The organism is Nostoc sp. DedSLP04, from assembly GCF_034530775.1.
Taxonomy (GTDB): Bacteria; Cyanobacteriota; Cyanobacteriia; order Cyanobacteriales; family Nostocaceae; genus Nostoc.
This window is the reverse complement of the sequence record NZ_JAVRCL010000004.1, coordinates 187666-210881: the sequence shown is the minus strand read 5'-3', so window position 1 is coordinate 210881 and position 23216 is coordinate 187666. Positions and strand designations below refer to the sequence as shown.

Here is a 23216-nt window from a genome sequence, read left to right as displayed (position 1 = left end):
ATAATTTCAGTTATTTACTACTTGCTTATGTCGGAAAGTGACAGAAGAGGGGTATATTCATGTTCAGATGTCTTCTATTTGTGTTTAATAAAATCCGCTTTTATACTGAAGTAGTTTTAGTTACAATAAAACAATACAAATTCTTAGGAGATAAAAACTGTGAGTCTTCCATATACTGGAGGTTGTCAATGTGGACAGATTCGTTATGAAATTCATACCGAACCATTAACACTTTACCTATGTCATTGTAAAGAGTGTCAAAAACAATCGTCTAGTGCCTTTGGTATGTCCCTTACAGTACTACGAGATACTTTTGTAATTGTTCAGGGAAAACCGAAAGCTTGGACTCGGAAAAATGATACCGGACGTGAAGTAAATAACCTGTTTTGTGGCGACTGCGGAACGCGATTGTTCCATGAACGGACTTACAATTCAAATACTATCAATGTCAAAGCTGGAACCTTAGATGATACAAGTTGGTTACGCCCAGTGGGTAATATTTGGACACGCAGTGCCCAGTCATGGGTGATAATTTCAGACCAATTGCTCAACTATGACGGGCAACCAGAGGATACGCAGGCTTTATGGGAAAAATGGAAACAAGAACATCCATAAAGGCAGAAGTTCTGATATTAGATATCATACTTATGATACTTAGAGTATCTAACTTATCATTGTCCTAAAGAACATAATAATAAAATTTTACTGGTAAAATACTTTAATGAACATATTAGATTATTTAAAACAGTAATAGTAAACTCAAATTATAAGTTCAGCTTGTGTATCATATATAGTTCCACCTGTGTGCAAATTATTAATAAAGCTAACACACTATTAATATTTCATATGAAAGCTTACTGGACATTTCCAATCAAGTAATGTAAGTGAAATTCGATAATTAAGACGATTTTGGTTCATTTTCAACACTTTTAACAGTTATTTCTAGACAAGCTTGATGAAAAACGATACACCACCAGAATTGAACCCAGACCAAGAAATTGGGCGCTTAATTGATGAGGTAATGTCTTCATCTCTGACTGATGAACAGTACCGGAAAAAAATGCAGCGACGCAAAGAAGTGCAAGACAAGCGCATAGCAGAAGCTGTACCAGAAAAAGGATTAATTATTGTAAATACTGGTAACGGTAAGGGTAAAACCACTGCGGCTTTGGGGATGGTGTTGCGATCGCTCGGTCATGGGTATAAAGTAGCGATCGTCCAATTCATCAAAGGTAGCTGGGAACCTTCCGAAAAAAGGGTTTTCAGCTATTGGGAAGACCAAATAGAATTTCACGCAATGGGCGAAGGCTTTACCTGGGAAACTCAAGACCGCGATCGCGATCTTGACAAAGCTAGCGCCGCCTGGGAAAAATCGTTAGAATACATTCGCAACCCAGACTTTCATCTAGTGTTGTTAGACGAAATCAATATCGCCCTCAAAATGGCTTACTTACCAGTAGAAGACGTTTTAGCAGGTTTGGCGCAAAAACCCGCTAACAAACACGTTATTCTCACAGGTAGAGGCGCACCACCTGCTTTAATTGAGCGTGCTGACTTAGTAACTGAAATGACTCTAGTTAAGCACCCTTTCCGCGATCAAGGTGTAAAAGCACAACCGGGAATTGAATATTAAATCAGAATTCAGAATTCAGAACTTAGAATTCAGAATTATTAAAAAACAGGTTTCCTACTCAGCAGAGATTAGAAACCTGGTTTTTAATTCTCATATGTCATACCAATTTGAAAAAAGAATGCAACACATAGATGATATATATCACCAACCCTGCCCTTACTAAGGGGTGCGCGTCAGCGTGGGTGGGCTTATCTGTCGTAAACATTTTTTGAATTGGTATCAGATGTAAAAAAGCAGATTTCAAGTTGATGAGGTACACAAGCTAAATCTGTTATCTAGGTAGAAAGCGTATTTTGCTTCTGTTAGCGCAGCGGGGCGTAGCCCATTCTGAATTCTGAATTCAGACTTCTGCTATCAGTCCCATTTGTTACTTCTTATTCCAAAGGCTTAAAAATGCTTGAGAGATGGCTGGGGTAATCTGACTTTGTAAGTGATTTAGTGCATCACGATGATTTGCATTATTGTCATCATAATAAGTAAACAGATTCGTCAGCTTGACAATCTCAGGATTTTGATCGTTTGTCCCCCTCCATTTGTTAGTAACTTTGTGTAAAACGTCCTTGGGTAGATTTTGTTGTAAGTTATTTAACGCTGCAATGTAAGAAGGATTTTGAGGATTCTTTTGGAATTGAAAGCATAAATCTCTCAGCTTTAGTTGTGACTGAGGCGGAGTCTGGGGCTTATCTGTCAGACTAGATTGCTGTAGAATTTGACGCTGTTCAATAGTAGCAATACCATTTTCAGTTAAACCCTGAGATTTCTGAAATTTTTTGACTGCTGTATAAGTAGCCGGGCCATAAAAAGGCTTGTTTGGAGGAATTTCAGCATTGGTTGCAAAACCATGAAACTTCAATCTGTTTTGAAGCCCGATGACTGTTTCTTCCATGACAGTTCGAGTCTCTGCATCAGCATTACCATTAACCACAAGTTTTTGTGAGTACTGTTTCTGAAACTTTTTAATAGCTTCTTCAGTAGGATCGTCTGTCAAGGAGTTGTTATTCCGCTTCCAGGGAGCAAATTTAGTGAGATCCGGCTTAGGATCAATTTCAGGAGCTAAATATCCCAATCCGATCAATATGTGACGGATGACTTCAGGGCTACTAACGGCCATGCTTTTTGGTTCCTTTGCGATTAAACTACCATTTAATGTATCTTGTTTTACAAAAATTAGGTAAGTAGAAATAAATAAATCTAACATTTCTTGTTTGCAAGGCGTTCCAAAGGATAAGCAAAGTGTGACGACAAGCTGCAATTCTTTGAGACGTTAGACGTGTGCGACTACAGATAGTGAAAAAGAAAGACGACTTGCTTGAGCGTAGCGTCTCGTAGAGAAGTCGAAAGGAGCCGAAGTGCTGCCTCCTGCCTTCTTCACTGGCATTTACCAAAACCACCGCCACCAGGAGTTTCTATCACAAAAACATCCCCAGTTTTCATTTCTACCGTTGCTGTGCTGTCTAAATTCTCTTCAATTCCATTCTGACGTTGTATCCAGTTTCGTCCTACTTTTCCTGCCTCCCCATCATTTAATCCAAAGGGAGAAACAACCCGATGGCCAGAGAGAATATTAGCTGTCATCGGTTCAAGAAATCGAATGCGGCGGACAACTCCATTACCACCCGAATATTTTCCTTTGCCACCGCTATCGGGACGAAGACTAAAGCTTTCTAAAAGTACAGGATAACGAGTTTCTAAAACTTCTGGATCGGTCAAACGAGAGTTAGTCATGTGAGAATGAACACCATCAGTACCATTAAAATTAATCCCCGCGCCAGAGCCACCGCAGATAGTTTCATAATATTGATATTGCTCATTACCAAAAGTAAAATTATTCATCGTTCCTTGAGAAGCAGCCATAACACCCAAAGCACCATATAAAGCATCCACAATAGTTTGAGAAGTTTCGACATTACCCGCGACTACTGCGGCTGGATAGGTTGGGTTGAGCATACAGCCAACTGGGATAATAATTTCTAAAGGATTAAGACACCCAGCATTCAGAGGAATATTATCATCAACTAAAGTACGGAAAACATATAAAACTGCTGCTTGAGTTACAGCTTTAGGAGCATTAAAATTACTATTAAGCTGCCAAGAAGTTCCAGTAAAATCAATAGTAGCACTGCGGTTTTCTGGGTAGATGGTTACTTTAACTTTAATTTGCACCCCATCATCCATTTTATAAGTAAATGAGCCATCCTTGAGAACTGCGATCGCACGCCTAACAGACTCCTCAGCATTAGCTTGCACAAATGTCATATAAGCTTGAACAGTGTCAATTCCGTATTGTAAAACCATTTTACAAAGTTCTTGAACTCCCCGTTCATTTGCAGCAATTTGGGCTTTAAAATCAGCGATATTTTGGTCAGGGTTACGAGCAGGATAAGTATGATTTGCAAGGTGCTGTCTGACTGTGGTTTCTTGAAAATTTCCCTCTTCGACCAAGAGGAAATTATCAAAGAGAATTCCTTCTTCTTCTACTGTGGTACTGTGGGGAGGCATAGAACCGGGAGTAATTCCACCAATATCTGCTTGATGTCCGCGAGAAGCAACAAAAAATAAAGGCATTGGGCATTGGTCATTGGGCATGGGGCATGGATTATTTTCACTATTTTCCAAAAAAACAGGGGTAATTGCAGTGACATCAGGAAGGTGGGTTCCGCCGTTATAGGGGTTATTAGATAGATAAACATTTCCCGGTTTTAGGGTGTCGCCTTTATCGTTAATTAAACTGCGGACACTTTCACTCATTGAGCCTAAATGTACAGGAATATGTGGGGCATTTGCTACTAATAATCCTGATGAGTCAAAAATTGCGCAGGAGAAATCCAGCCTTTCTTTGATATTCACTGATGTAGCGGTGTTTTGCAACACAATTCCCATTTGTTCGGCGATAAATTGATAGAGATTTTTAAAGATTTCTAAGCGAACAGGATCGGGTTGAGATGTTCTGTGCATTTTTAATTTCTATTTGTTTAAATTCAATGAATTACTTAACATTTGCTGATGTAAGTTGAGTTAAGAAAAGTGCAACCCAACACAAAAATTGATTGATGTTGGGTGTCACTTCACACATTATGTTCTCGACCTATAAACCTCATACATTAAGAGGCTACCTGCTACAGCAAGATTGAGGGAGTCAACCGCACCTACCATCGGAATCCGAACAAGATGCTGGCATAAGTCTCGCTGTTCTGGGGTTAGACCTTGGCGCTCCTCGCCCAGGAAAAGAAGAGTAGAATTGGGATAATTAAACTGATGAAATTCAGACATCCCATCTGGTGAAGCACCAATAACAGGACAGTGGTGGTTCTGTACCCAGTTACGGAGCGCAGAAAAGCTTGTGCGTACAAACTTCTGGTTAAAGAGCGAACCCATAGATGCCCGAATAACATCGGGAGCAAAGGGATCTACGCTATCTTTGATAAAAATAAACCCAGCACCGCCAACGGCTTCTGATGTGCGAATCAAGGTTCCGAGGTTTCCTGGTGAGCGAACAGTTTCAACAGCCACCCAGCACAAATCAGGTTGTGGCGAGATATCACGCAGCTTGAACCAACGCTGACGAACAATTGCACCAACTCCAGAAGCACGTTCACTTTGAGAAATACGTCGAAACTGTTCGGGTGTAAGGCTGATGCAAGGAATACCAGAACGCCGAGATTGCCGAACTAGTTTCCGTGCTAAAGGTGCTGTGAGCAGTTTCTCACTAAACGCGATCGCTAAAATATCAAAACCGTTGTCAATTACCTTGACAAAGTTACGCACACCTTCGATATAGAATAATCCAGAGGCGTTACGATGTGCGCGGTCAAATTGGAGCCTTTTAACTTCGGTTAGCGTAGCCTCAACATCTAACCGTTCATGGCTGGAACTATTAACACCAGCCATCCTCCTTCAGCAGAGCTACTTGGCTCTCTAGATAAAAAACTTGAATTAGCATGAGACATTGCGGAAACTATACCGCAGACATCAACTTCACTGCGATCGATATTAGCACATATTTATTCTAAGTCAGGTGTATTTAACTTTCTATCTAGACAAAGCTGGCGGATTTCCAAAGGAAGAGAAGAAAAATTTAACATTGAAAATCTCCGAATAATTTACTGAAACTTAGTATTTTCGGTTAATGAAATTAAATCATAAATCTTTATATAATCTCTATAAGACGTTGCAAAATTAAATGATTACGTTCAGTTAATCTTGCTTCCCAGTTTGGTTCAACTACAATCGTGCTAATTTTTTCGATAATAATTGCAGGGCCATTAATACTATCTTCTGGTTGTAAATCTTCCCGTCGATAAATAGGAGCATTATGCCATCTATCAGCAGTAAACATCCTGACTGTCTCAACAGAGACAGGGGCTTCATCTAGAGAACGGGTACGAATAATTAAAGGTTCTTCAGGAGGATCCATTTTTTGAATTACTTCCACTGAAGCAGATTCTACAATTAAGCTTTTTTCTAATTGAATGAAACCATAGCGGGATTGATGTTCAACCTCAAAATCTTGCTGTATTACTACTACTTTATTGGCAAAATTAACGGTCAGGATAGAGTTAGTACCCTCATATTTTAAGTTAGCTTTTCGGATTACTTCTAATTGACTATCTGTTTCATTTATTTCACTTCTAGCTTGAGTTTCTAAATATTTCATTAACTGCTCTAATTTAAGAATTAATGCTTGAGCTAAAGGCTGTTCTACTCCTGCTTCTCTAATCGCCCGCACATCAGCTAATCCCATTCCGTAAGCTGAGAGAACTCCAGCATAAGGATGTAGAAATATTTTTTTCATTCCCAAGGTATTGGCAATTAAACAAGCAACTTGCCCACCTGCACCGCCAAAACAACAAAGTACATATTGGCTGACATCATAACCGCGTTGCAGACTGATTTTTTTTATTGCATTCGCCATATTTTCCACTGCGATCGCAATAAATCCTGCGGCTACTTGTTCGGGAGTACAATGATTTAATGTAGCGGCTTGAATGTCTTGGGTTAATTGGGTAAATTTTTGAATAACAATATCTTTATCTAAAGGTAAATTACCATCAATGCCAAAAACTGAAGGAAAATATTGTGGGTGAATTTTACCTAACATTACATTGGCATCAGTAACCGCTAATGGCCCGCCACGTCGATAACAAGCAGGCCCAGGATTTGAACCAGCAGATTTAGGGCCGACACGATAACTAGAACCATCAAAAAACAGAACTGAACCACCACCAGCAGCAATGGTATTAATTGCTAATACAGGAACTCGCATTCGCGCCCCAGCTATTTCTGAATCTAGTTGTCGTTCATACTCTCCTTTAAAGTGGGCAACATCTGTACTTGTCCCTCCCATATCAAAGGTAATAACTAACTCAAAACCTGCTCTTTTACTAGTTTGAACTGCACCGACAATACCGCCAGCCGGGCCGCTTAAAATACTATCCTTTCCTTGAAATTGTTCGGCTGCGACTAAACCGCCGTCAGATTTCATGAACATTAATTTTACTCCGGGTAGCTGACTCGCTACTTGGTTAACGTAGCGGCGCAGAATAGGAGTTAGATAAGCATCTACTACTGTTGTATCTCCCCGGCTAACCAACTTCATCAAAGGACTAACTCGATGAGATACGGAAATTTGAGTAAAGCCGATTTCTTGGGCAAGCTGGGCTATTTGTTGCTCGTGTTCGGGATAGCGATCGCTGTGCATAAAAACAATAGCACAACTCCGAATTCCTGTATGGTAAACTGCTTGTAAGTCACTTTTGACTTGTTCAATATTTATGGGGATTAATTCATTTCCCTTAGCATCATAACGTTCATCTATCTCAATCACCTGTTCGTAAAGCATCGTTGGTAAAATTATCTGGCGAGCAAAGATGTTAGGACGGTTTTGGTAGCCAATTCGCAGCGCATCTTTAAACCCTTTGGTGATCAGAAGAACAACCCTGTCTCCCTTTCTTTCTAACAGAGCATTTGTTGCTACTGTTGTCCCCATTTTTACCACTTCTATGGCTTCAGCAGGAATGAGTTCGTTGCTAGCAATACCCATGATATCTCGAATACCTTGGATGGCTGCATCTTCATATTGTTCGGGATTTTCTGAAAGTAGTTTGTAGACTATAATCCATTGCTGATTAGGCAGAGGGACAATTAAAAAACGTTCGGGATGTTTTGAAAGTCTATCGATAATTAGTTGATTATTAGTAACAGCAACAATATCTGTGAATGTACCACCTCGGTCAGCAAAAACCTTCAACATTACTCTGTTTCCTGTAGAATCATGAGAAATTACGAAATAGCTCTAATATCCGTTGTCAATTAATATTCATCTACAAATTGAGGATGAACCCAAAGAAATTCACGGCGTTTGTTTTGCACCCGCACTAGACCACCAAAACTAGGATCTTTCTCTTTTAATAAGGCGTGTAATTCTCGCAAAATCGAGCCTTGAGCGCGGATTGCATCGCCTTCCAAGAAGGAGGCATCGCTCTTGGACTTTCCAGCCAAAGCCATATCACTTCCTTTTAAAGTAGACTCGATGCTTTTCTGTCCTAAATCGAGTTGTTCTTCAATGGCTTTGTAGGTGGTATCATCCAGTATAAATTTAGTTGCCGAACCTGCCACAGGTAAGACTAAGCTCAAAGTTCCGGTCAAAATTCTGAGATAGGGAACTGCCTTGGTGAACCAGTCACGCGGCAAGTCTAATTCATAAACTCCCTTTTTCTTGTCGTTGGGATTTAAGGCTGGAAGTGGCTGACGTGCGTGTTCGCACCAGAGGGTGAGTTGAAATTTGGCACTAATCCATTTGGGGCGATCGAAAAATTTCGGATCGATAGGCTTAAAGCTGAACAGGCGCGGGCCGTCTTTTGCTTCATCGGTGAGCATCTGCATTAGTTCTGCAAACTGCTGATCGACTTGGCTTAAAATGGTGCGCTGCTCCTGAGATAATACCTGAAAGCGTGCTTGATCTAGGCGATCGTACATAACCAAATCTTTGCGGATGACATTTAACTCGTCTTTCACAATGTATCGGAATTGCTCAATGCCAATTTCTTGGGATGGAGGTTGAGCAGTTGGCGCATTATTCAGCAGTTGATCTATGTTTTGCCATTCACCACACCCGGAAATGGGACACGGGAATTCATGACGATTTTTCTTTTTGCTTTCAATTAGTTTTTGTACCTCAAACAGTCCGCTTCCAGGTGCATTCATGCTGCAAGGTGCAATGCAGGGAACCATCACATTACAACGCAACCCTTCCCAGAAATTTTCGACTAGCCATTTAATCTCTTCTGTAAGATAGGATAGGAACCTTTCAGGATAAGCTGCCCGCACCGTGATTTTTACATCAGTGCCAACATATTCCAGCAATGCCCGACCATTGTAATCATTGTCAAGCATTAAGCCGCGTTGCCAGTGAATGCTGTTTTCGTAATTAGTCCGCCCTAGTGAGTATTTGTGCAACCGAACAATCAACTGGTAAAATAATCCTTCTGCTACTGCAAACTGTCCGCGACTGTCCACAATGCGGCAGATTTGCACCTGTTGTCTATCTCCAGTTTCCGGTTGCTCTCCCCAATTGGGTAATGGCTCCGGGCGTGTATCGGGAACGAGTTGAGCAATCAGGCTGGTATTGCTAGTTTCTGACCGATCAAATACCACTTTGTAGGATAGATCAAAGCGTTCCATCAGCCGCAGAAAGATTGGATGCAATTTTGAGGGGTAGCCTTCTTCGCCTGCAAATGGTGGATGGCTCCACAACTGACTGAGATGCTGAAATTCGACCAAACCGTTGCGTTTGCGTGTCATTTCATCATCTAGCACAAAGCTGATCGCTTTTGCTAGCCAGTCGGGTTTAAGGATGACGATATCGCCTAGTGTTGGGTCGTAATGATAATGGATAAAATGCCCTAGTGTATGGGAGATGCGAAGGAATAGTTCTGCTTGCTCCTCATCGATTCCCTGTTCAGCGCAGATGGCAATGACATCATTGTAGGGGAGATAGGCTTTGTCACTTGTCTGTAAGGTTTCCCGAACCCGCTGCCACTTTGCTGGAACGGAACGCCCCATTTCAGGAAGAGATGCAGCGACACGAGCAATAGTATCTTTTAATTCTGCCAGCCCAGTGCAATGCGTTGTATCCTGGTTAGGTTTGCTGTCTACATGGAAGAAATCGATTACCGTATCTTTGCCGAATTGATCTAGAATTTCTTGTCTGTCAATATCTGGTTGTCGCTGTCCGGGGCCGCCGTGGGTTGCGACGACCAACACCTTTGCATCTGGTTCTCGATTTTTGATCAGCGTAATCCACTCTTTGACAAAGCCTTGCTGGGGGCCTTCTCGTGGTTTCCACACCACTAGATACACGGCTGGCGCACTGAAAAACAACTGGTGCGTCGGTCGATAAACTCGTTGACCGCCAAAATCCCAACCATTCAACGTGATTTCTGTGCCACTGTTGGTATCGATGACGATTACAGGTTTAATCTCAATCCCGTGAGTTGTGGGGCGACCCTCCACCCATTCATCTACCCGCAGTGCCCCCAAAAGACAACTCTTGCCCACCTCACCCTCACCAATTAGAATCAGCTTGGCTTCGTTTAATGTTACCTGCGCTTCTGCCTTTGCCTGTAGGTATTGCAAGACAGCTTCAGTGCCTTGTTCGTAGGCGGCAGCGAGATCAGGGTTGAGGGGATTATCGTTGAGGTCAAATTCTTTTAAATGAGAGAGTTCTCCCAAAGATGTCGGGAGATCAGTCAAATGGTTTTGAGAAAGATCAAGCCTTTTTAGATTAGTAAGTTCAGCGAGCCAAGCAGGTAATAAAGTTAACTGACACGAATGCATCTCAAGCTCTTCAAGGTTTGTCAAAAGCCTTACAAATGCGGGCAATTCTTTAAGTGGATTGCCTCCTACGCCAATATGACCGAAGTGAAGTTTCAGTAAGCCTTTTAAATCCCCTATTGAGGCGGGAAGATGTGTAAGGTGATTATCCGTGAGGATTAAAAATCTAAGAGATTGCAATTCGTTAATCCAGTCAGGGATTTCATGCAATTTGTTTCCCCATATCACGAGTTCTTTTATCTGTTTGAGTTTATGCAGTACTTTAGGAAATTCATTTAATAAATTCTCACCTAACTGGAGTCTTTGTAAATTATTTAATTTAAAGGAGCTTCTCGGCAATGTTGTTAGTTGGTTCGCCATCAGGTCAAGCGATTGTAACTGAGTGAGCGAACCAATTGCCTCCGGCAGTTCCGTTAATTGGTTGTTGGAGAGGTCAAGATTTTGCAACTGGGTCAGGAATGTGATCGCCTCTGGTAGTGCGCTCAGTTCGTTGTTGGAGAGGTCAAGCTGTTGCAACTGAGTCAGGGATGCGATCGCCTCTGGCAATTGGGTCAATTGGTTGTTGGAGAGGTAAAGCGTTTGCAACTGAGTCAGGGATGCGATCGCCTCTGGCAATTGGGTCAATTGGTTGTTGGAGAGGTAAAGCGTTTGCAACTGAGTCAGGGATGCGATCGCCTCTGGCAATTGGGTCAATTGGTTATCACAGAGGTCAAACGTTTGTAACTGGGTCAAGGATGCGATCATCTTTGGCAGTTCTGTCAGTTCGTTGTCCGAGAGGTCAAGCTGTTGCAACTGGGTTAGGGATGCGATCGCCTCTGGCAATTGGATCAATTGGTTTTTGGAGAGGTCAAGCTGTTGCAACTGAGTCAGGGATGCAATCGCTTCTGTTATCTCAGTGAATTGGTTTCTGGAGAGGTCAAGCTGTTGCAACTGAGTCAGGAATGCGATCGCCTCTGGCAGTTCCATCAGTTCGTTACCGGAGAGGTCAAGCTGTTGCAACTGGTTCAGGGATGCGATCGCCTCTGGCACTTCAGTGAGTTCCATGTTGCTGAGATCGAGTTTTATTGATCCCTGTCGCCTCGCCTGTTTAATACGCTGCTCTGCTTTCCGATAAGCCTTATCTCTTACCATGACCAAATCCTTTCTCTCACTACCAAAATCAGAGTAATAGCCAGACTTTTTCTAGGTAACAGCCGATACAGGTGGTTTAGCCAGAAAATCTCAGCCTAACATTCTAATAAATAGCAAGCAACGCCAAAGGTGAAAATTTAACCACGCCAGATGATGTTGACAATTAGATAGCTTGCTGATTGAGCGGAATTACGATTATAAATTCTGTTCCCTTTCCAGGAGCAGAAATACATTCTAATTTTCCCTGATGTTTTTGGGTGATAATCTGATGACTAATAGATAAACCTAACCCAGTACCTTTATTAACTGGTTTAGTCGTAAAAAATGGTTCAAATAATTGTTTTTGTACCTTTTCGGGAATGCCTATACCATTGTCGCCAATACGAATAACTACCTGATTTTCGCTAGTGAGTTTAGTCTGAATGCTTATCTGAGGAGTAGAGAGCGTTTCTTCCCTTACTTCCCATTCACCGTTTTCCACTGCCTCTTCTAAAGCATCGATCGCATTTGCGAGAAGATTCATAAATACTTGATTCAGTTGTCCAGCATAACATTCTACTAATGGCAGGTCGCCATACTCTTTAATCACCTCAATTGCTAGATTGTTAGAAGATTTAGGTTTGAGGCGATGTTCCAGAATCATCAATGTATTATCTATACCTTCATGGATATTCACAGCTTTCATCTCTGCGTTATCTAACCGAGAAAAGTTTCGCAGAGATAAGACAATTTCTGTGATTCTTTCTGCACCAACTGTCATAGAAGTTAGCAAGTTGGGCAAGTCTGCAATCAAAAAATCTAAGTCGATCGCTTCTATTTCTTGTTGAATTTCCTTTACTGGATTAGGATAGTTTTTCTGGTATAATTGCAGCAATCTTAATAAATCTTGGATATATTGATTGGCATAGCCGACATTGCCAGAAATAAAATTGATTGGGTTATTGATTTCGTGCGCTACACCTGCTACCAACTGTCCCAAACTCGACATTTTTTCACTATGCACCAGTTGAGATACTAGCTGCTTTGCCTCTTGGCGCAATTGTGCTTCTGAGTATCGTAATATCTGTTCTGCTTGTTTGCGCTGGGTAATGTCGTGGAGAATCACAACATATTCTTGAAAATCCCGATGGGGTCGGTCAGAGATGGAAACTTCTAGAGTTCTGTTTTTCCCATTGCCGATTAAAATTTGTTCGCTACGCTTTGTCCACTGCTCTGGATAGTAGACTAATGCGGGTAGCCATTTGTTCAGGTGATTTCCCCGTAACTCAGATGGGTTGACACCAAAGAACGATTCGGTGGCTGGGTTAGCTTGGCGGATAATGCCTCGATCGTCTACTACTAAAATACCATCCTGGGCGACTGTAAAGAGGTGTTCGGCAGCAACTCTTGCTTCTGCGATCGCTACCACTTGCGGTAAACTTGTCCAACAAGCGATCGCTACTCCCACAAATGCCACGCTCATCAGTAGCACCACAAATATATTCTCACCGCCCGCAGTCGCCACTTTATTGAGTTTGACGCCAAATAACCAGCCAACTGCCACGGCGCTGCACAGTAAAAAAATCAGGATGCTCACCTGAAGAATTACTGAATCTTTGATAATTACTACAGGGCGCGTGCGATATCGCCGCATCCACCAATCAGGATGCAAAGCAGGGAAATTCACACGGCGAATTACCGCATCTATTCCTATAACACTAATGGGAAATAATAGCCCAATCAACAAATTGAGCCAACCCCAAGCAAATCCGCCCACCAATAGCACCACAACTTCTAACAGCAGAATAGCCAGAGATATGCGAGGAAATAAAACTTCGGGGCGATCGCGCCGAAGCCAAAGCCCCAGATGCAGTAACATAAAGGAGACAAACCAACCGATGTTACCAACAGCGACGATTCGCGCTACATCTCCCCAAATCAAATAGATTAAGCACAATCCCAGTGTCAATGTCAATGCAGGGACAAACACACCCCGACGTGAAACAACAGAAAATACTGGTGAAATGTGTTTATCTAAAGCCAGTTGATACAAAATTCGCGGGCAATTAGAAACCACTGTTGCCGAACCTAAAAGACTTGCAGCTACTAGTAAAAAAGAAACACTTACACCAGCGAATCTTCCCCAAAAGGGCTGGGAAGCTGCCACCAGATTTAGGAAAGCATTATCTTTAAGGTTGGGATTTGTTGCTAACCGCATCACTACCCAAGACCCTCCCAAAAAGATGAGTGGCATCATCCAGGCGGCAACGTTTAGAAACCGTAGCGTCTGGGTGGGGTGGCGGCTATCAGCGACAAAGGAAGAAGCCGTTTCACAGCTGTAGGTTGCATAAGTGACGAAAAAGAACCACTTTGCCCAATCCACGAAGCTCAAAGATGACCAACTGTTAGGAAAAAACCCAGGACTAACGGGAGAAAACGCTAACCAACCAAGACCTTGGATACAGAAGGTTATTAGCAGTGCAAAGGCTGGAATTACAAAAAACAAATGTAAAATACTTAGGGCGCGAGTCCCACTAAATGCCACAATAAAAGGCAAGAGTGTAAAGCTAATATCCAGAAATATTTCTGGACAGGTAATACCCAGCGTCTCTAAATTTACTTTAATTAAATCTCTGAGTACGATTGTATTCACTGACAGGTAAGAAACCCAGTTGAGGAGGTATCCAATTGCTGCATAGCGAGCTAGTCTTGGGTAGTTATGCAGTAGCTTGGTAGCATAGTTAGGTGTTCCTCCAGCTACATTGATGAAATGCAAACCTAAGCGTTTTACCTGATAGTTAAGCAGCATTCCAAAAATCACCGCAGGTATCCAAACAAAAATAGCTTGGGAACCGAGAGCAGCATGAATCGCTGGAACCAATGCTGTCCAAGAAATATGAGCTGTCAAACCAAAGCCCCAACTTTCAACAGCACTCAAGCTTCTAGTCAAACGAAGGGAAGAAGATTGGCCCAATGTGGAATGAGCAAAATCGGACATGATTAGCAGTGTTCGGTGGGATACTTTAATTAAGCTTATTAGCTAGAGTTCCCATCTCTTAAATATTCAGAATAAAAACTTTCTGTATGGAATCATACTTAAATGTTACGACATCTATCATCAAAGAAAATTTACTTCACAACACTAGCGTTTATTGCCCTCATCCCCCAACCCCTTCTCCCAATTTGGGAGAAGGGGAGCCAAGCCAATTTCAAAGTCCCTCTCTTCCAAGTTGGGAGAGGGATTTAGGGTGAAAGCTCATTGATTTATCCAAAAAGTCTATTAGACAATTGTCGAGTGTGTATCTGCCAAGGCAGGAACTTTGACTTCTGTTTCGGCTTGTAAATCGAAGTCATACCACTCGTTACGCCATTGCAGGCGAAACTTCAAACGCGTCCAGTTAGGTGGTAGATTGGGACAGGCAATGGGGCCAAATTGAGTCATCCGAATACCGGCAAACCCGAAAACTACTGCTTGCCATACTCCTCCAGCACTGGCAGCGTGAATTCCTTCGGCGGCGTTCAGTCTGACATCATCTAAGTCTACCAAGGCCGATCGCATAAAATGCGTATAGGCTTCAGTTGGTTGATTGAGGTCGCAAGCTAAGATGGCATGAATGGCTGGGCCTAATGAAGAACCATAACTGTGGTCAGTGCGCTGGTTGTAATAGTCCCAGTTGGTGGCGAGGGTGTTATAGTCATAACGTTCGCGCAATAAATACAAGAGCATCAACACATCTGGCTGCTTGAGAATCTGCTTCTGGTTTGTAGCTTCAATTCCCAACAAACTTTGCAGGGATTTGCTGCGCGGTTCGTAATCAGCGAGGTTAACGTCTTCTAGCTGGAAAAAGCCTTCAAATTGCTCAATTAAACCTGTTTTAGCATCTTCATTGACAAATAAACGCTCTTGGATTTCCGCCCAATGGTGCAGACGCTCTGTAGTTAAGTTGAGTTTTTGCACTAGTTCTGCTGAGGTTTCAGGATAAGCTTGTTTGAGCCAATCCCACAGCGCCAAAGCTGACTGCAAATGCCACTGTACCATAAGATTGGTGAAGGCATTATTATCGATGCGATCGTGATATTCATCGGGGCCAATTATATCTAGGATGTCATAACTGTGACGCTCTTGGTTCCACTGCACTCGACTTTCCCAGAAAACAGCCGTATCAAGGATAATTTCGGCGCCATAATCTCGCATCCAGTCATCATCGTTGGTAGACTGCCAGTAGTGCAAAATTGCATAAGCGATATCTGCGGTGATATGCACTTCAATATCACCGCACCAGATGCGGATTAATTCACCATTGGGAGCCGGAACCCAACGCGGAGTTACTTCATCGCCAGTAGTGGCACTTTCCCAAGCAAACATCGCTCCTTGATAACCGGCTTCTTGAGCTTTGCGTCTAGCTCCTGGTAGGGTGTGGTAACGGTAGGTAAGCAAGTTACGCGCTAGAGCTGGTTGAGTTAAGGTGAGGAAAGGTAGGATGAATATTTCTGTATCCCAAAAGATATGTCCGCTATAAGCAAAACCAGAGAGAGCTTTGGCAGGAATGCTTACCCGATTGTCGTGACGCGGTGTTACAGCTAGTAATTGGAAGAGATTGTAACGGACGCTCAATTGAGCCAAGCGATCGCCTTCTATTATAATGTCACTGTCTTGCCACACTTGCTCCCATGCAGTAATGTGAGCTGCCAATAAAGTAGTATATCTCGGTTCCTCAGCAAGTCTTTGTAAGGCGGTGGCAATGGGGATTTCTGTCTCTCGTGAAGTAAACAGGGTGACAATTTTTTCTACAGTTACCGTTTTTCCAGGATATAACTCTAAGGTAGTTGTCAAAGTGGGAGAAGTAGAAGTCTTTTCGACGCTCACTGGTGCAGTTTCATCACCATCTACCACTAACTTAGCTGCCATCCCAAGTTGAATATTTGAGTGGAGAGTTGTACTGTTTAACCAGATAATTTGATCTATGCCACCTTGGTTTAAGGTTCGCCAATGTTTGATGCCTTGGGTATGTGGTTCGCTGTCAAATCCGGCTTCAACGGTAATTTCACCCTCAAAGTCTACCGATGTAATTTGAGCGCGAATCGCCAAAACGTGTTGGTCTGCTAAACTGGTAAAACGCTCGAAGTGAAAATCTAGAGTATGACCATTAGGACTACGCCACCGCACATCACGGCTAACTAAACCTAAGCGTAAATCGAGCCGACGTTCGTAGTTGAGAATTTCACCACTGTCCATACTAAAGCGATCGCCTGCTACTTTCACCACCAATGGCAGCCAGTTGGGACAGTTTACCAATTCGGTATGAGTAATTGTCACATCATCATAAACACCGTGGATCAGTACGCCTGGAAAATCTTGGGGATATCCTTCTTCAAATGTACCCCGCACTCCTAACAACCCATTACCAAGAGTGAAAACAGTTTCTTTGTGATGCAACTGCGCCGGGTTAAACTCCGTTTCAATAACGTTCCAGTCAGTATTGTCAATTAATTGCTGATTTTGCTGAGAATTGGAAGTGGACACGTTGAGCATGAGTGATAAAACCTATGTCTTGGGCTGGGTAGAATGCGGTAAAATTAGGAGCAATCTTGAGCGCCGAGATTAAAGATAATCTGAACGCCAAAAAATACGCTTCTGATAACAGTAGCGTTTCACTTTTCATCTGTCTACAGTTAGATTTATTTAAAAATGCCAGTTATAACTCATAAATCTCAACTAGTTACGAATTGATTCAGTTTTTCATCAATTTATTTGATATTTACGATTAAGGCCAGACGCGATGAATCGTTAAGGCAAGACGCGATGAATCGCCGTCTTTGTCTTTGTGATGGACGTTAGTCATATTTTGGCTGGTAAAATCTACAGGTGCAGTTAAGTAACGTTTTGTTCTTTTACCAGAAGTGGTATATTGGCACTTGACCTGACCGAGTACAAACTATGCATAAGCCCACAGGACAGCAAACTAGAGGTGTTGTACTCAGTACTACAGGACAGGAAGGGAGAGTGCGCAGATGAACAAAAATACTGGGCAAGGTAGTGTTTTTTCCCTGTTTAAAGGCGTAACTCTAAGTGGCATCTTGGTAGCGTTGTTTGTGCTACAAATCTTGCTAGCTGTGGGATTGACTGCATACTTGTCAATCGGAAACGGGCAAAAGGCAATCAATGAGGTAGTTAACGAATTACGTCATGAAGTTGCCAATCGAGTCGAGCAGAATTTACAAACTTACTTGGCAACACCGCGTCAGATACTAGGCAGTAATCAAAATATTATTAACATGGGGTTGCTGAAGATAGAAAATCTGGCAACCTGGGAGTCATACTTAATCGAGCAGTTAAAGATTTTTCCAGATGCGTTGGCAATAACTGCAAGCAATGAGCAAGAATATTTAGCGGTGGAAAAGTTCAACGATCGCCAATTTTTACTCAGAAAAGCCGATAAGTCAACTGGGTATGACCTCTACACCTACATAATTGATTCTCAAGGTCAACGTACTCAATTACCAGAGGTAATCAAAAACTATGATGCGCGATCGCGTCCTGATTATCAAACAGCAGTTACCGCCAAAAAGTTTAGCTTTAGTCAGATTTTTACACCCCGCACTGAACCAACGCTCTTAATTAGTGCTTCTCTTCCCATTTATAATTCCCAAGGCGAACTACTCGGAGTAAACAGCACTCTCACTCACTTATCACAAATTGGGAATTTGCTGCAAAACATCAAAGTTGGCAAGTCTGGGCAAATTTTTATTATCGAGCGATCGGGGCTATTAGTTGCAAGTTCTACCAACGAAGAACCATTTCGCTTACAAAATGGTAAACCGATTAGATTAGCAGCTTCTCAAAGCGGCAATTCTTTGACTCAAGCAACCGCTAAATACTTAACAACTAAATTTAGTAACTTTGACCAAATTCAAGGTTTACAGCAACTAGATTTTTCCTTGGAAGGCAAACGGCAATTTTTAGAAGTTAGACCCTTCGAGGGCGAAAAAAATGTCAATTGGTTGATAATAGTGGCTGTCCCAGAAGCAGACTTTATGGGACAAATTAATCGCAACATTCAAACTACAATTTTTCTTTGTTTAGGAGCGTTGGGACTAGCTATTATATTGGGAATTGCCACCGCTCGGTGGATTACTCAACCAATTTTGTACTTTAGCAGGGCGACAAAAGATTTAACTGATTTTACCAACAGCGACTCAGTGGTGAAAGTACAAGGTATTCAAGAATTAGAGGTGCTGGGTGGATTTTTAAATGAGGTGGCGCAGGATTTACGCAAAACCTTTACTGCACTGATTAGCAAAAATGAGGATTTAGAACTGCAAGTTAAACAGCGAACTCAAGAATTACAGCACGAGGTTGAAGAACGCATTAACAGCGAACGAAAACAGGGACAGCATCATCAAGTACTTACAGAATTGGCAAATCACAAAGCGATTTTTGAAGGAAATTTAGAAACAGCATTCAAAGCGATCGCCCAAAAAGCAGCCAATGCCTTAGAAGTAGAGCGAGTCAGTGTGTGGTTATTCAATGACGAGCGTACCAAACTACAATGTATAAGTCTCTATGAACGTAGCAATCAGAAACATTCAGCAGGTTTAGAACGCAACGTTGCAGATTATTTCATCTACTTTAAAGCCCTATTAGCTTCTGGTACTATTGCCGTCTCTGACACTCGCACCGATCCACGGGTACAAGAATTATCGGATAAATTGCTCGAACCAAATAATATTGTGTCCCTAATTGATACCAGTCTTTGGGTTGGGGGCAAAATGGTAGGAACAGTATTGTACGAACAGGTTGATATTCCCCGGAAATGGGAACAGAGCGAGGAAAACTTCGTTAGAGCGATCGCGGAAATTGTCACTCTAACTTTAGAAGTAGGCGATCGCAAACGCGCAGAATCAGCTCTACGTGAGGCTAAAGAAATCGCTGAAGTCGCAAATCGTGCTAGAAGCACCTTTTTAAGAAACATTAACTACGATCTCAGGACTCCTTTAAACTCAATTATGGGAATCACAGAGGCACTCAAAGAGCAAGTATACGGCCCTGTAAATGAAGAACAGCGCCAGTCTTTAAATATGCTCGAATCTAGCAGTAAGAACTTACTAGAATTAATTAATCAAATCCTTGACTTTACCGATACCGAATCCAGCAAGATCGAACTGCAACTAGCTGCTACTTCGATTCAGGAAATATGTGACTTCTGCTTGACTTTTGTCAAACATTTAGCCTTCCAGAAAAATATCCGGCTGACGGCACAAATTCCTGAAGAACTCGAACCCATCCAAGTCGATGAAGCCCGCATTCGCCAAGTATTTATCAACTTGTTAACTAACGCGATTAAGTTTACTAAAGAAGGAGGCGAAGTCTGGATTGAAGTCCAGCCAAGTTCTAGCAATGAATATATCTTTATCAGCGTGGTAGATACTGGTATTGGGATGCTTTCCGATGACTTATTTAAATTATTTCAACCATTTGTCCAAGTTGAAAATACTTCTAATCCTCGTTCTCCGGGTACTGGTTTAGGATTAGTAATGGTGCAAAAAATTGTTGAGTTACATGGTGGAACTGTCCACGCCGAAAGTCAGTTAGGCAAAGGTAGTCGATTTACTGTGAAACTTCCTTGGAAAAAAGCGAGATAATCGAGAGTCTAAAAGGATGTTTGAAAAGTGGTATGTTGTGATTTTAATCGAATTATTACCCCCCTTAATCCCCCCGATATATTGGGGGAAAACAAAAAAATCCGGTTCCCTCCCCTTTACAAGGGGAGGGTTAGGGTGGGGTAAAACTCGGATTTGTCAATCATTTCTAACTTGTGTGTAAACGGTAGCTTTATAAGGGGAGAGTTAGGGTGAGGTAAAAAATATTTGATAGATCGATCATGACTTTTCAAACATCCTCTAAGCGATATGACGATAAGTATTAAACGGTAATCCAGTGCGCTGCTTCACATCAATCAAGGATTTATACTCACCTCGTTGCTGCCTTTCGACAACAATTTGCTCTGCGATCGCTCCATCTAATCCACAGGTAATTAATTCATCAGTTGAATATGTATTTAATCGTTTCCAAGAACAATCAGCTTCTTTTTTGTAGTTGTATCTAAAAGTAATCAGTGGTGTAATTCGATCTACTTGCTTTTCAGGAATTCCGGCTATTTCGATTAACTCTTCTACATGAGTGAAAACATATCCCTCATTCATTAGAGATTCGATGTTATTTGCATAAACTATCGGTAGTCCTAAATAGTTAACTAATTCATGTTTTGAGCATTCATTAATATCTATTTTCTCACGAGTATTCGCAACTAACTTAGCTAACTCTTGTTCTTCGGGAATTGGTAAATTCTTTGGATAAGTTTTGATTAAATAAGATTTTTTGAGATAGAAGGCAATGCTAATTTGAGCTATCCAGGGCACAAATGCTAAACTATTAGCGGATAAAGCTAAAGCTAAAATAAAGATGCTAATCCCTAGAACAACCCAAGTTTTTGTCTTGGATTTATAACCTGCATAGACAATCGCAAATCCCCCCAATGTCGGAATTAATGATAACCATACCCAAGCAGGAGTTTGTTGAAACCAAGATTTAGATTGTGACATCATAAATCGATTAATAGTTTTAATTTACAAAGATTTCAGAAGCTTCTGGCGCTTTTCTTCATATTCTTCTGCGGTAATTATCCCAGAATCAAAAAGATTTTTTAAATCAGCTAGCGCACTGGTTGCATCTTTTGCAGAGACTGCTCCACTTGTGCTTGCGATAACTTGATTATACTTGGTATTGAATTCGGTATCTGACATCAAAACTAAGACGAAGAATTCAACAAAGGCTATTAAAGATGGAATACAAGTCCAAAAAAACAATAAGTACAAAATACCTGCTACATTTTCTCCTAAATAGAATTTGTGAATTCCCAGCCAGCCGCCAAAAAAGCAAAGTATAATTGCTGTAGATTTAGTCTTCATAACATTTATTTCCTTAATTAACTCTAATAAATATCTGTTGGTATATAATACAACACAATTTTTTGACCTTCTTTGATTATTTATCTGGTTTATTAGTGAATTTGTCCGTCAAGAAATAAATAGCGATTATACATAGCTGAGATTCCATTAAGACTAAATATCCTTTAACTATGTAGTTTAAATCTAGGTTGGAAGTGAAATAAAAAATCAGAGAACCAATTGCTAGATATGGAATTAAACGCAACCGATCGAATTTAAGTTTGAGTCTTTCGTTATTTAAGTTGCTCATCAGTAGATAAAGTTATATTGAACAATAGTTGCTTACCAACAATTAAGCAGTTATTACAACAAATTTGTTTGGTTTAACAGATATTGACTGCTATTTAAAGCTAATCTTAGTTAATGTCTATCTGTTAAACCTCACGAATTTTACCGAGTTTGCTTATAGTTACATCAATAGACTTACGTAAAGTTTCTGATGACTAAAGTTAAAATGCACAGCATAAAAATCACTGAAGTTTTGCTTTCTTTGCTTTTCTAGACAACAAAACAATGCAACATTCAAGCATGACAGCGATTAGCAGTTCTTATTCTACTTTGCATAACTCTTGTTCGTGCCTAAAAAGCTGTTAAAAACAGGTTTTATTTCAATAGTGCAGACTTAAGTCTGAGGCGCTTCTATACAGTTGTAGCACTCTTAGTATTTGCTTCCTCTGAAGTCGTTTTCAAGCGTGTTGCTGTGCTTTTACGGATGCGATCGCTTTTGCGAACACCACCCGCCATCTCATATTCACGGCTATCTTTACCGTATTTAAAAGCAACTCCAATGAGCATTTTCTCAGTTAGATCGCTTAAAGTTCTCTCCAATTCGTCCATCTCAGTTTTAGAAGAGTCGATCGTGGCTAGAGCAGTATTATAAGCATCTATCTTGGTACGGTATTGCTCAATTAATTGTGTCATGCTTTCTAAGTTGCGCCCATCGCCAAAATCTATAGTCGGATCTATGGCTTTAAGTCCCGCCGTTCTTAATTCAGCTTTTTCTAGAACGCGGTATGTACGTTTTTGACGCGACATAAATATATCCTTTTTATCTGCTTTATAGCTAGTTTGCCTCACTAAAGCTGGATCTTAGTTCAGTAAAATCCTCAAAAACTAGTGTTTAATACAACAGTTAATTCAGTATTTAGCGCAAAAATCATGAGTTTGTGAATGAAAATCATGATTTTGTTAACGAAACTCGTGATTTTGTGAATGAAAATCGTGAGTTTGTGAATGAAACTCATGATTTTGTGAATGAAACTCATGATTTTGTGAATGAAAATCATGATTTTGTCAATGAAACTCATGATTTTGTGAATGAAAATCGTGATTTTCTTGGATTTCTCGGAGTTTAGCTGTGGCATCTTCTACAAAGATTTGATATGGAATCTCTCTAGCAATGTCAATAGCGCGATTGAGCGCATCTACAGCCTCTTTTTGCCGTCCCAGTTTTAAGAGAATTTCAGATGTGAAGTAAATCAAATTACGGCTTTGGCTATACTTAGTACCAATTTGGGTATACAGTTCTAACGCTGCCTGACAATACTCTAAACCCAAAGTCAAATTTTCTTGCAAGATGCCGATAGCTTGTAATGTATTAGCTTCACCCAAGCGATCGCCAATCTCGCGGTAG

At 41.2% G+C, this 23216-nt stretch carries 14 protein-coding genes; 3 read left to right on the top strand and 11 right to left on the bottom strand.

Annotated features, from left to right (window positions below):
• The first annotated feature begins 159 nt into the window (after positions 1 to 159).
• Positions 160 to 615, top strand: a complete 456-nt coding sequence (locus RMX89_RS04200) for a GFA family protein (RefSeq protein WP_322688028.1) — start codon at positions 160 to 162, stop codon at positions 613 to 615.
• Positions 616 to 955: 340 nt separating this feature from the next.
• Positions 956 to 1633, top strand: a complete 678-nt coding sequence (cobO, locus tag RMX89_RS04195; protein WP_322672760.1) for a cob(I)yrinic acid a,c-diamide adenosyltransferase — start codon at positions 956 to 958, stop codon at positions 1631 to 1633.
• Between the two features lie 367 nt (positions 1634 to 2000).
• Here cobO and RMX89_RS04190 read toward each other — a convergent pair whose 3' ends face one another.
• From RMX89_RS04190 to RMX89_RS04160, 7 genes are all read right to left on the bottom strand, one after another.
• Positions 2001 to 2744, bottom strand: coding sequence for a peptidoglycan-binding domain-containing protein (locus RMX89_RS04190; protein WP_322672759.1), 744 nt, complete (start codon positions 2742 to 2744; stop codon positions 2001 to 2003).
• Between the two features lie 257 nt (positions 2745 to 3001).
• Positions 3002 to 4588 (bottom strand): hydantoinase B/oxoprolinase family protein, encoded by a 1587-nt coding sequence (locus RMX89_RS04185; RefSeq protein ID WP_322672758.1) that lies wholly within the window; start codon positions 4586 to 4588, stop codon positions 3002 to 3004.
• Between the two features lie 117 nt (positions 4589 to 4705).
• Positions 4706 to 5521: an RNA methyltransferase gene (locus tag RMX89_RS04180; RefSeq protein WP_322688027.1), complete on the bottom strand. Its 816-nt coding sequence runs from the start codon at positions 5519 to 5521 to the stop codon at positions 4706 to 4708.
• A 259-nt stretch (positions 5522 to 5780) separates the two neighbouring features.
• A complete protein-coding gene (locus tag RMX89_RS04175) occupies positions 5781 to 7883 on the bottom strand; it encodes a hydantoinase/oxoprolinase family protein (protein ID WP_322688026.1) in 2103 nt (700 codons plus the stop codon).
• 59 nt (positions 7884 to 7942) lie between these two features.
• Positions 7943 to 11596 carry a leucine-rich repeat protein gene (locus RMX89_RS04170; RefSeq protein ID WP_322688025.1) on the bottom strand — a complete coding sequence of 1218 codons (3654 nt, stop codon included), beginning with the start codon at positions 11594 to 11596 and terminating at the stop codon, positions 7943 to 7945.
• A 163-nt stretch (positions 11597 to 11759) separates the two neighbouring features.
• Positions 11760 to 14573: an ATP-binding protein gene (locus RMX89_RS04165; RefSeq protein WP_322688024.1), complete on the bottom strand. Its 2814-nt coding sequence runs from the start codon at positions 14571 to 14573 to the stop codon at positions 11760 to 11762.
• Between the two features lie 282 nt (positions 14574 to 14855).
• Positions 14856 to 17108: a glycoside hydrolase family 65 protein gene (locus RMX89_RS04160; RefSeq protein ID WP_322688023.1), complete on the bottom strand. Its 2253-nt coding sequence runs from the start codon at positions 17106 to 17108 to the stop codon at positions 14856 to 14858.
• Between the two features lie 479 nt (positions 17109 to 17587).
• Here RMX89_RS04160 and RMX89_RS04155 point away from each other — a divergent pair, with 479 nt between their 5' ends.
• Positions 17588 to 20218: an ATP-binding protein gene (locus RMX89_RS04155; RefSeq protein ID WP_322688022.1), complete on the top strand. Its 2631-nt coding sequence runs from the start codon at positions 17588 to 17590 to the stop codon at positions 20216 to 20218.
• A 258-nt stretch (positions 20219 to 20476) separates the two neighbouring features.
• On the opposite strand, the gene RMX89_RS04150 is transcribed toward RMX89_RS04155, so the two are convergent.
• From RMX89_RS04150 to RMX89_RS04135, 4 genes are all read right to left on the bottom strand, one after another.
• Entirely contained in the window at positions 20477 to 21181 is a 705-nt protein-coding gene (locus tag RMX89_RS04150; protein WP_322688021.1) for a helix-hairpin-helix domain-containing protein, read from the bottom strand.
• A gap of 21 nt (positions 21182 to 21202) precedes the next feature.
• Complete coding sequence (locus RMX89_RS04145; RefSeq protein WP_322686020.1) at positions 21203 to 21544, bottom strand: NINE protein; 342 nt, start codon at positions 21542 to 21544, stop codon at positions 21203 to 21205.
• A gap of 678 nt (positions 21545 to 22222) precedes the next feature.
• The gene (locus RMX89_RS04140) at positions 22223 to 22618 is read right to left on the bottom strand and encodes a hypothetical protein (protein WP_322688020.1); all 396 of its coding nucleotides are present in this window, start codon (positions 22616 to 22618) and stop codon (positions 22223 to 22225) included.
• Positions 22619 to 22876: 258 nt separating this feature from the next.
• On the bottom strand, positions 22877 to 23216 hold a 340-nt coding region (locus tag RMX89_RS04135; protein WP_322688019.1), incomplete at its 5' end, for a tetratricopeptide repeat protein.

Excerpts from the sequence above, each read along its gene's own strand:
- RMX89_RS04150 (WP_322688021.1), bottom strand. The coding sequence starts at position 21,181 with ATGATGTCACAATCTAAATCTTGGTTTCAACAAACTCCTGCTTGGGTA.
- RMX89_RS04175 (WP_322688026.1), bottom strand. The coding sequence starts at position 7,883 with ATGTTGAAGGTTTTTGCTGACCGAGGTGGTACATTCACAGATATTGTT.
- RMX89_RS04185 (WP_322672758.1), bottom strand. The coding sequence starts at position 4,588 with ATGCACAGAACATCTCAACCCGATCCTGTTCGCTTAGAAATCTTTAAA.
- RMX89_RS04140 (WP_322688020.1), bottom strand. The coding sequence starts at position 22,618 with ATGTCGCGTCAAAAACGTACATACCGCGTTCTAGAAAAAGCTGAATTA.
- cobO (WP_322672760.1), top strand. The coding sequence starts at position 956 with ATGAAAAACGATACACCACCAGAATTGAACCCAGACCAAGAAATTGGG.
- RMX89_RS04190 (WP_322672759.1), bottom strand. The coding sequence starts at position 2,744 with ATGGCCGTTAGTAGCCCTGAAGTCATCCGTCACATATTGATCGGATTG.
- RMX89_RS04145 (WP_322686020.1), bottom strand. The coding sequence starts at position 21,544 with ATGAAGACTAAATCTACAGCAATTATACTTTGCTTTTTTGGCGGCTGG.
- RMX89_RS04155 (WP_322688022.1), top strand. The coding sequence starts at position 17,588 with ATGAACAAAAATACTGGGCAAGGTAGTGTTTTTTCCCTGTTTAAAGGC.
- RMX89_RS04160 (WP_322688023.1), bottom strand. The coding sequence starts at position 17,108 with ATGCTCAACGTGTCCACTTCCAATTCTCAGCAAAATCAGCAATTAATT.
- RMX89_RS04170 (WP_322688025.1), bottom strand. The coding sequence starts at position 11,596 with ATGGTAAGAGATAAGGCTTATCGGAAAGCAGAGCAGCGTATTAAACAG.
- RMX89_RS04180 (WP_322688027.1), bottom strand. The coding sequence starts at position 5,521 with ATGGCTGGTGTTAATAGTTCCAGCCATGAACGGTTAGATGTTGAGGCT.
- RMX89_RS04165 (WP_322688024.1), bottom strand. The coding sequence starts at position 14,573 with ATGTCCGATTTTGCTCATTCCACATTGGGCCAATCTTCTTCCCTTCGT.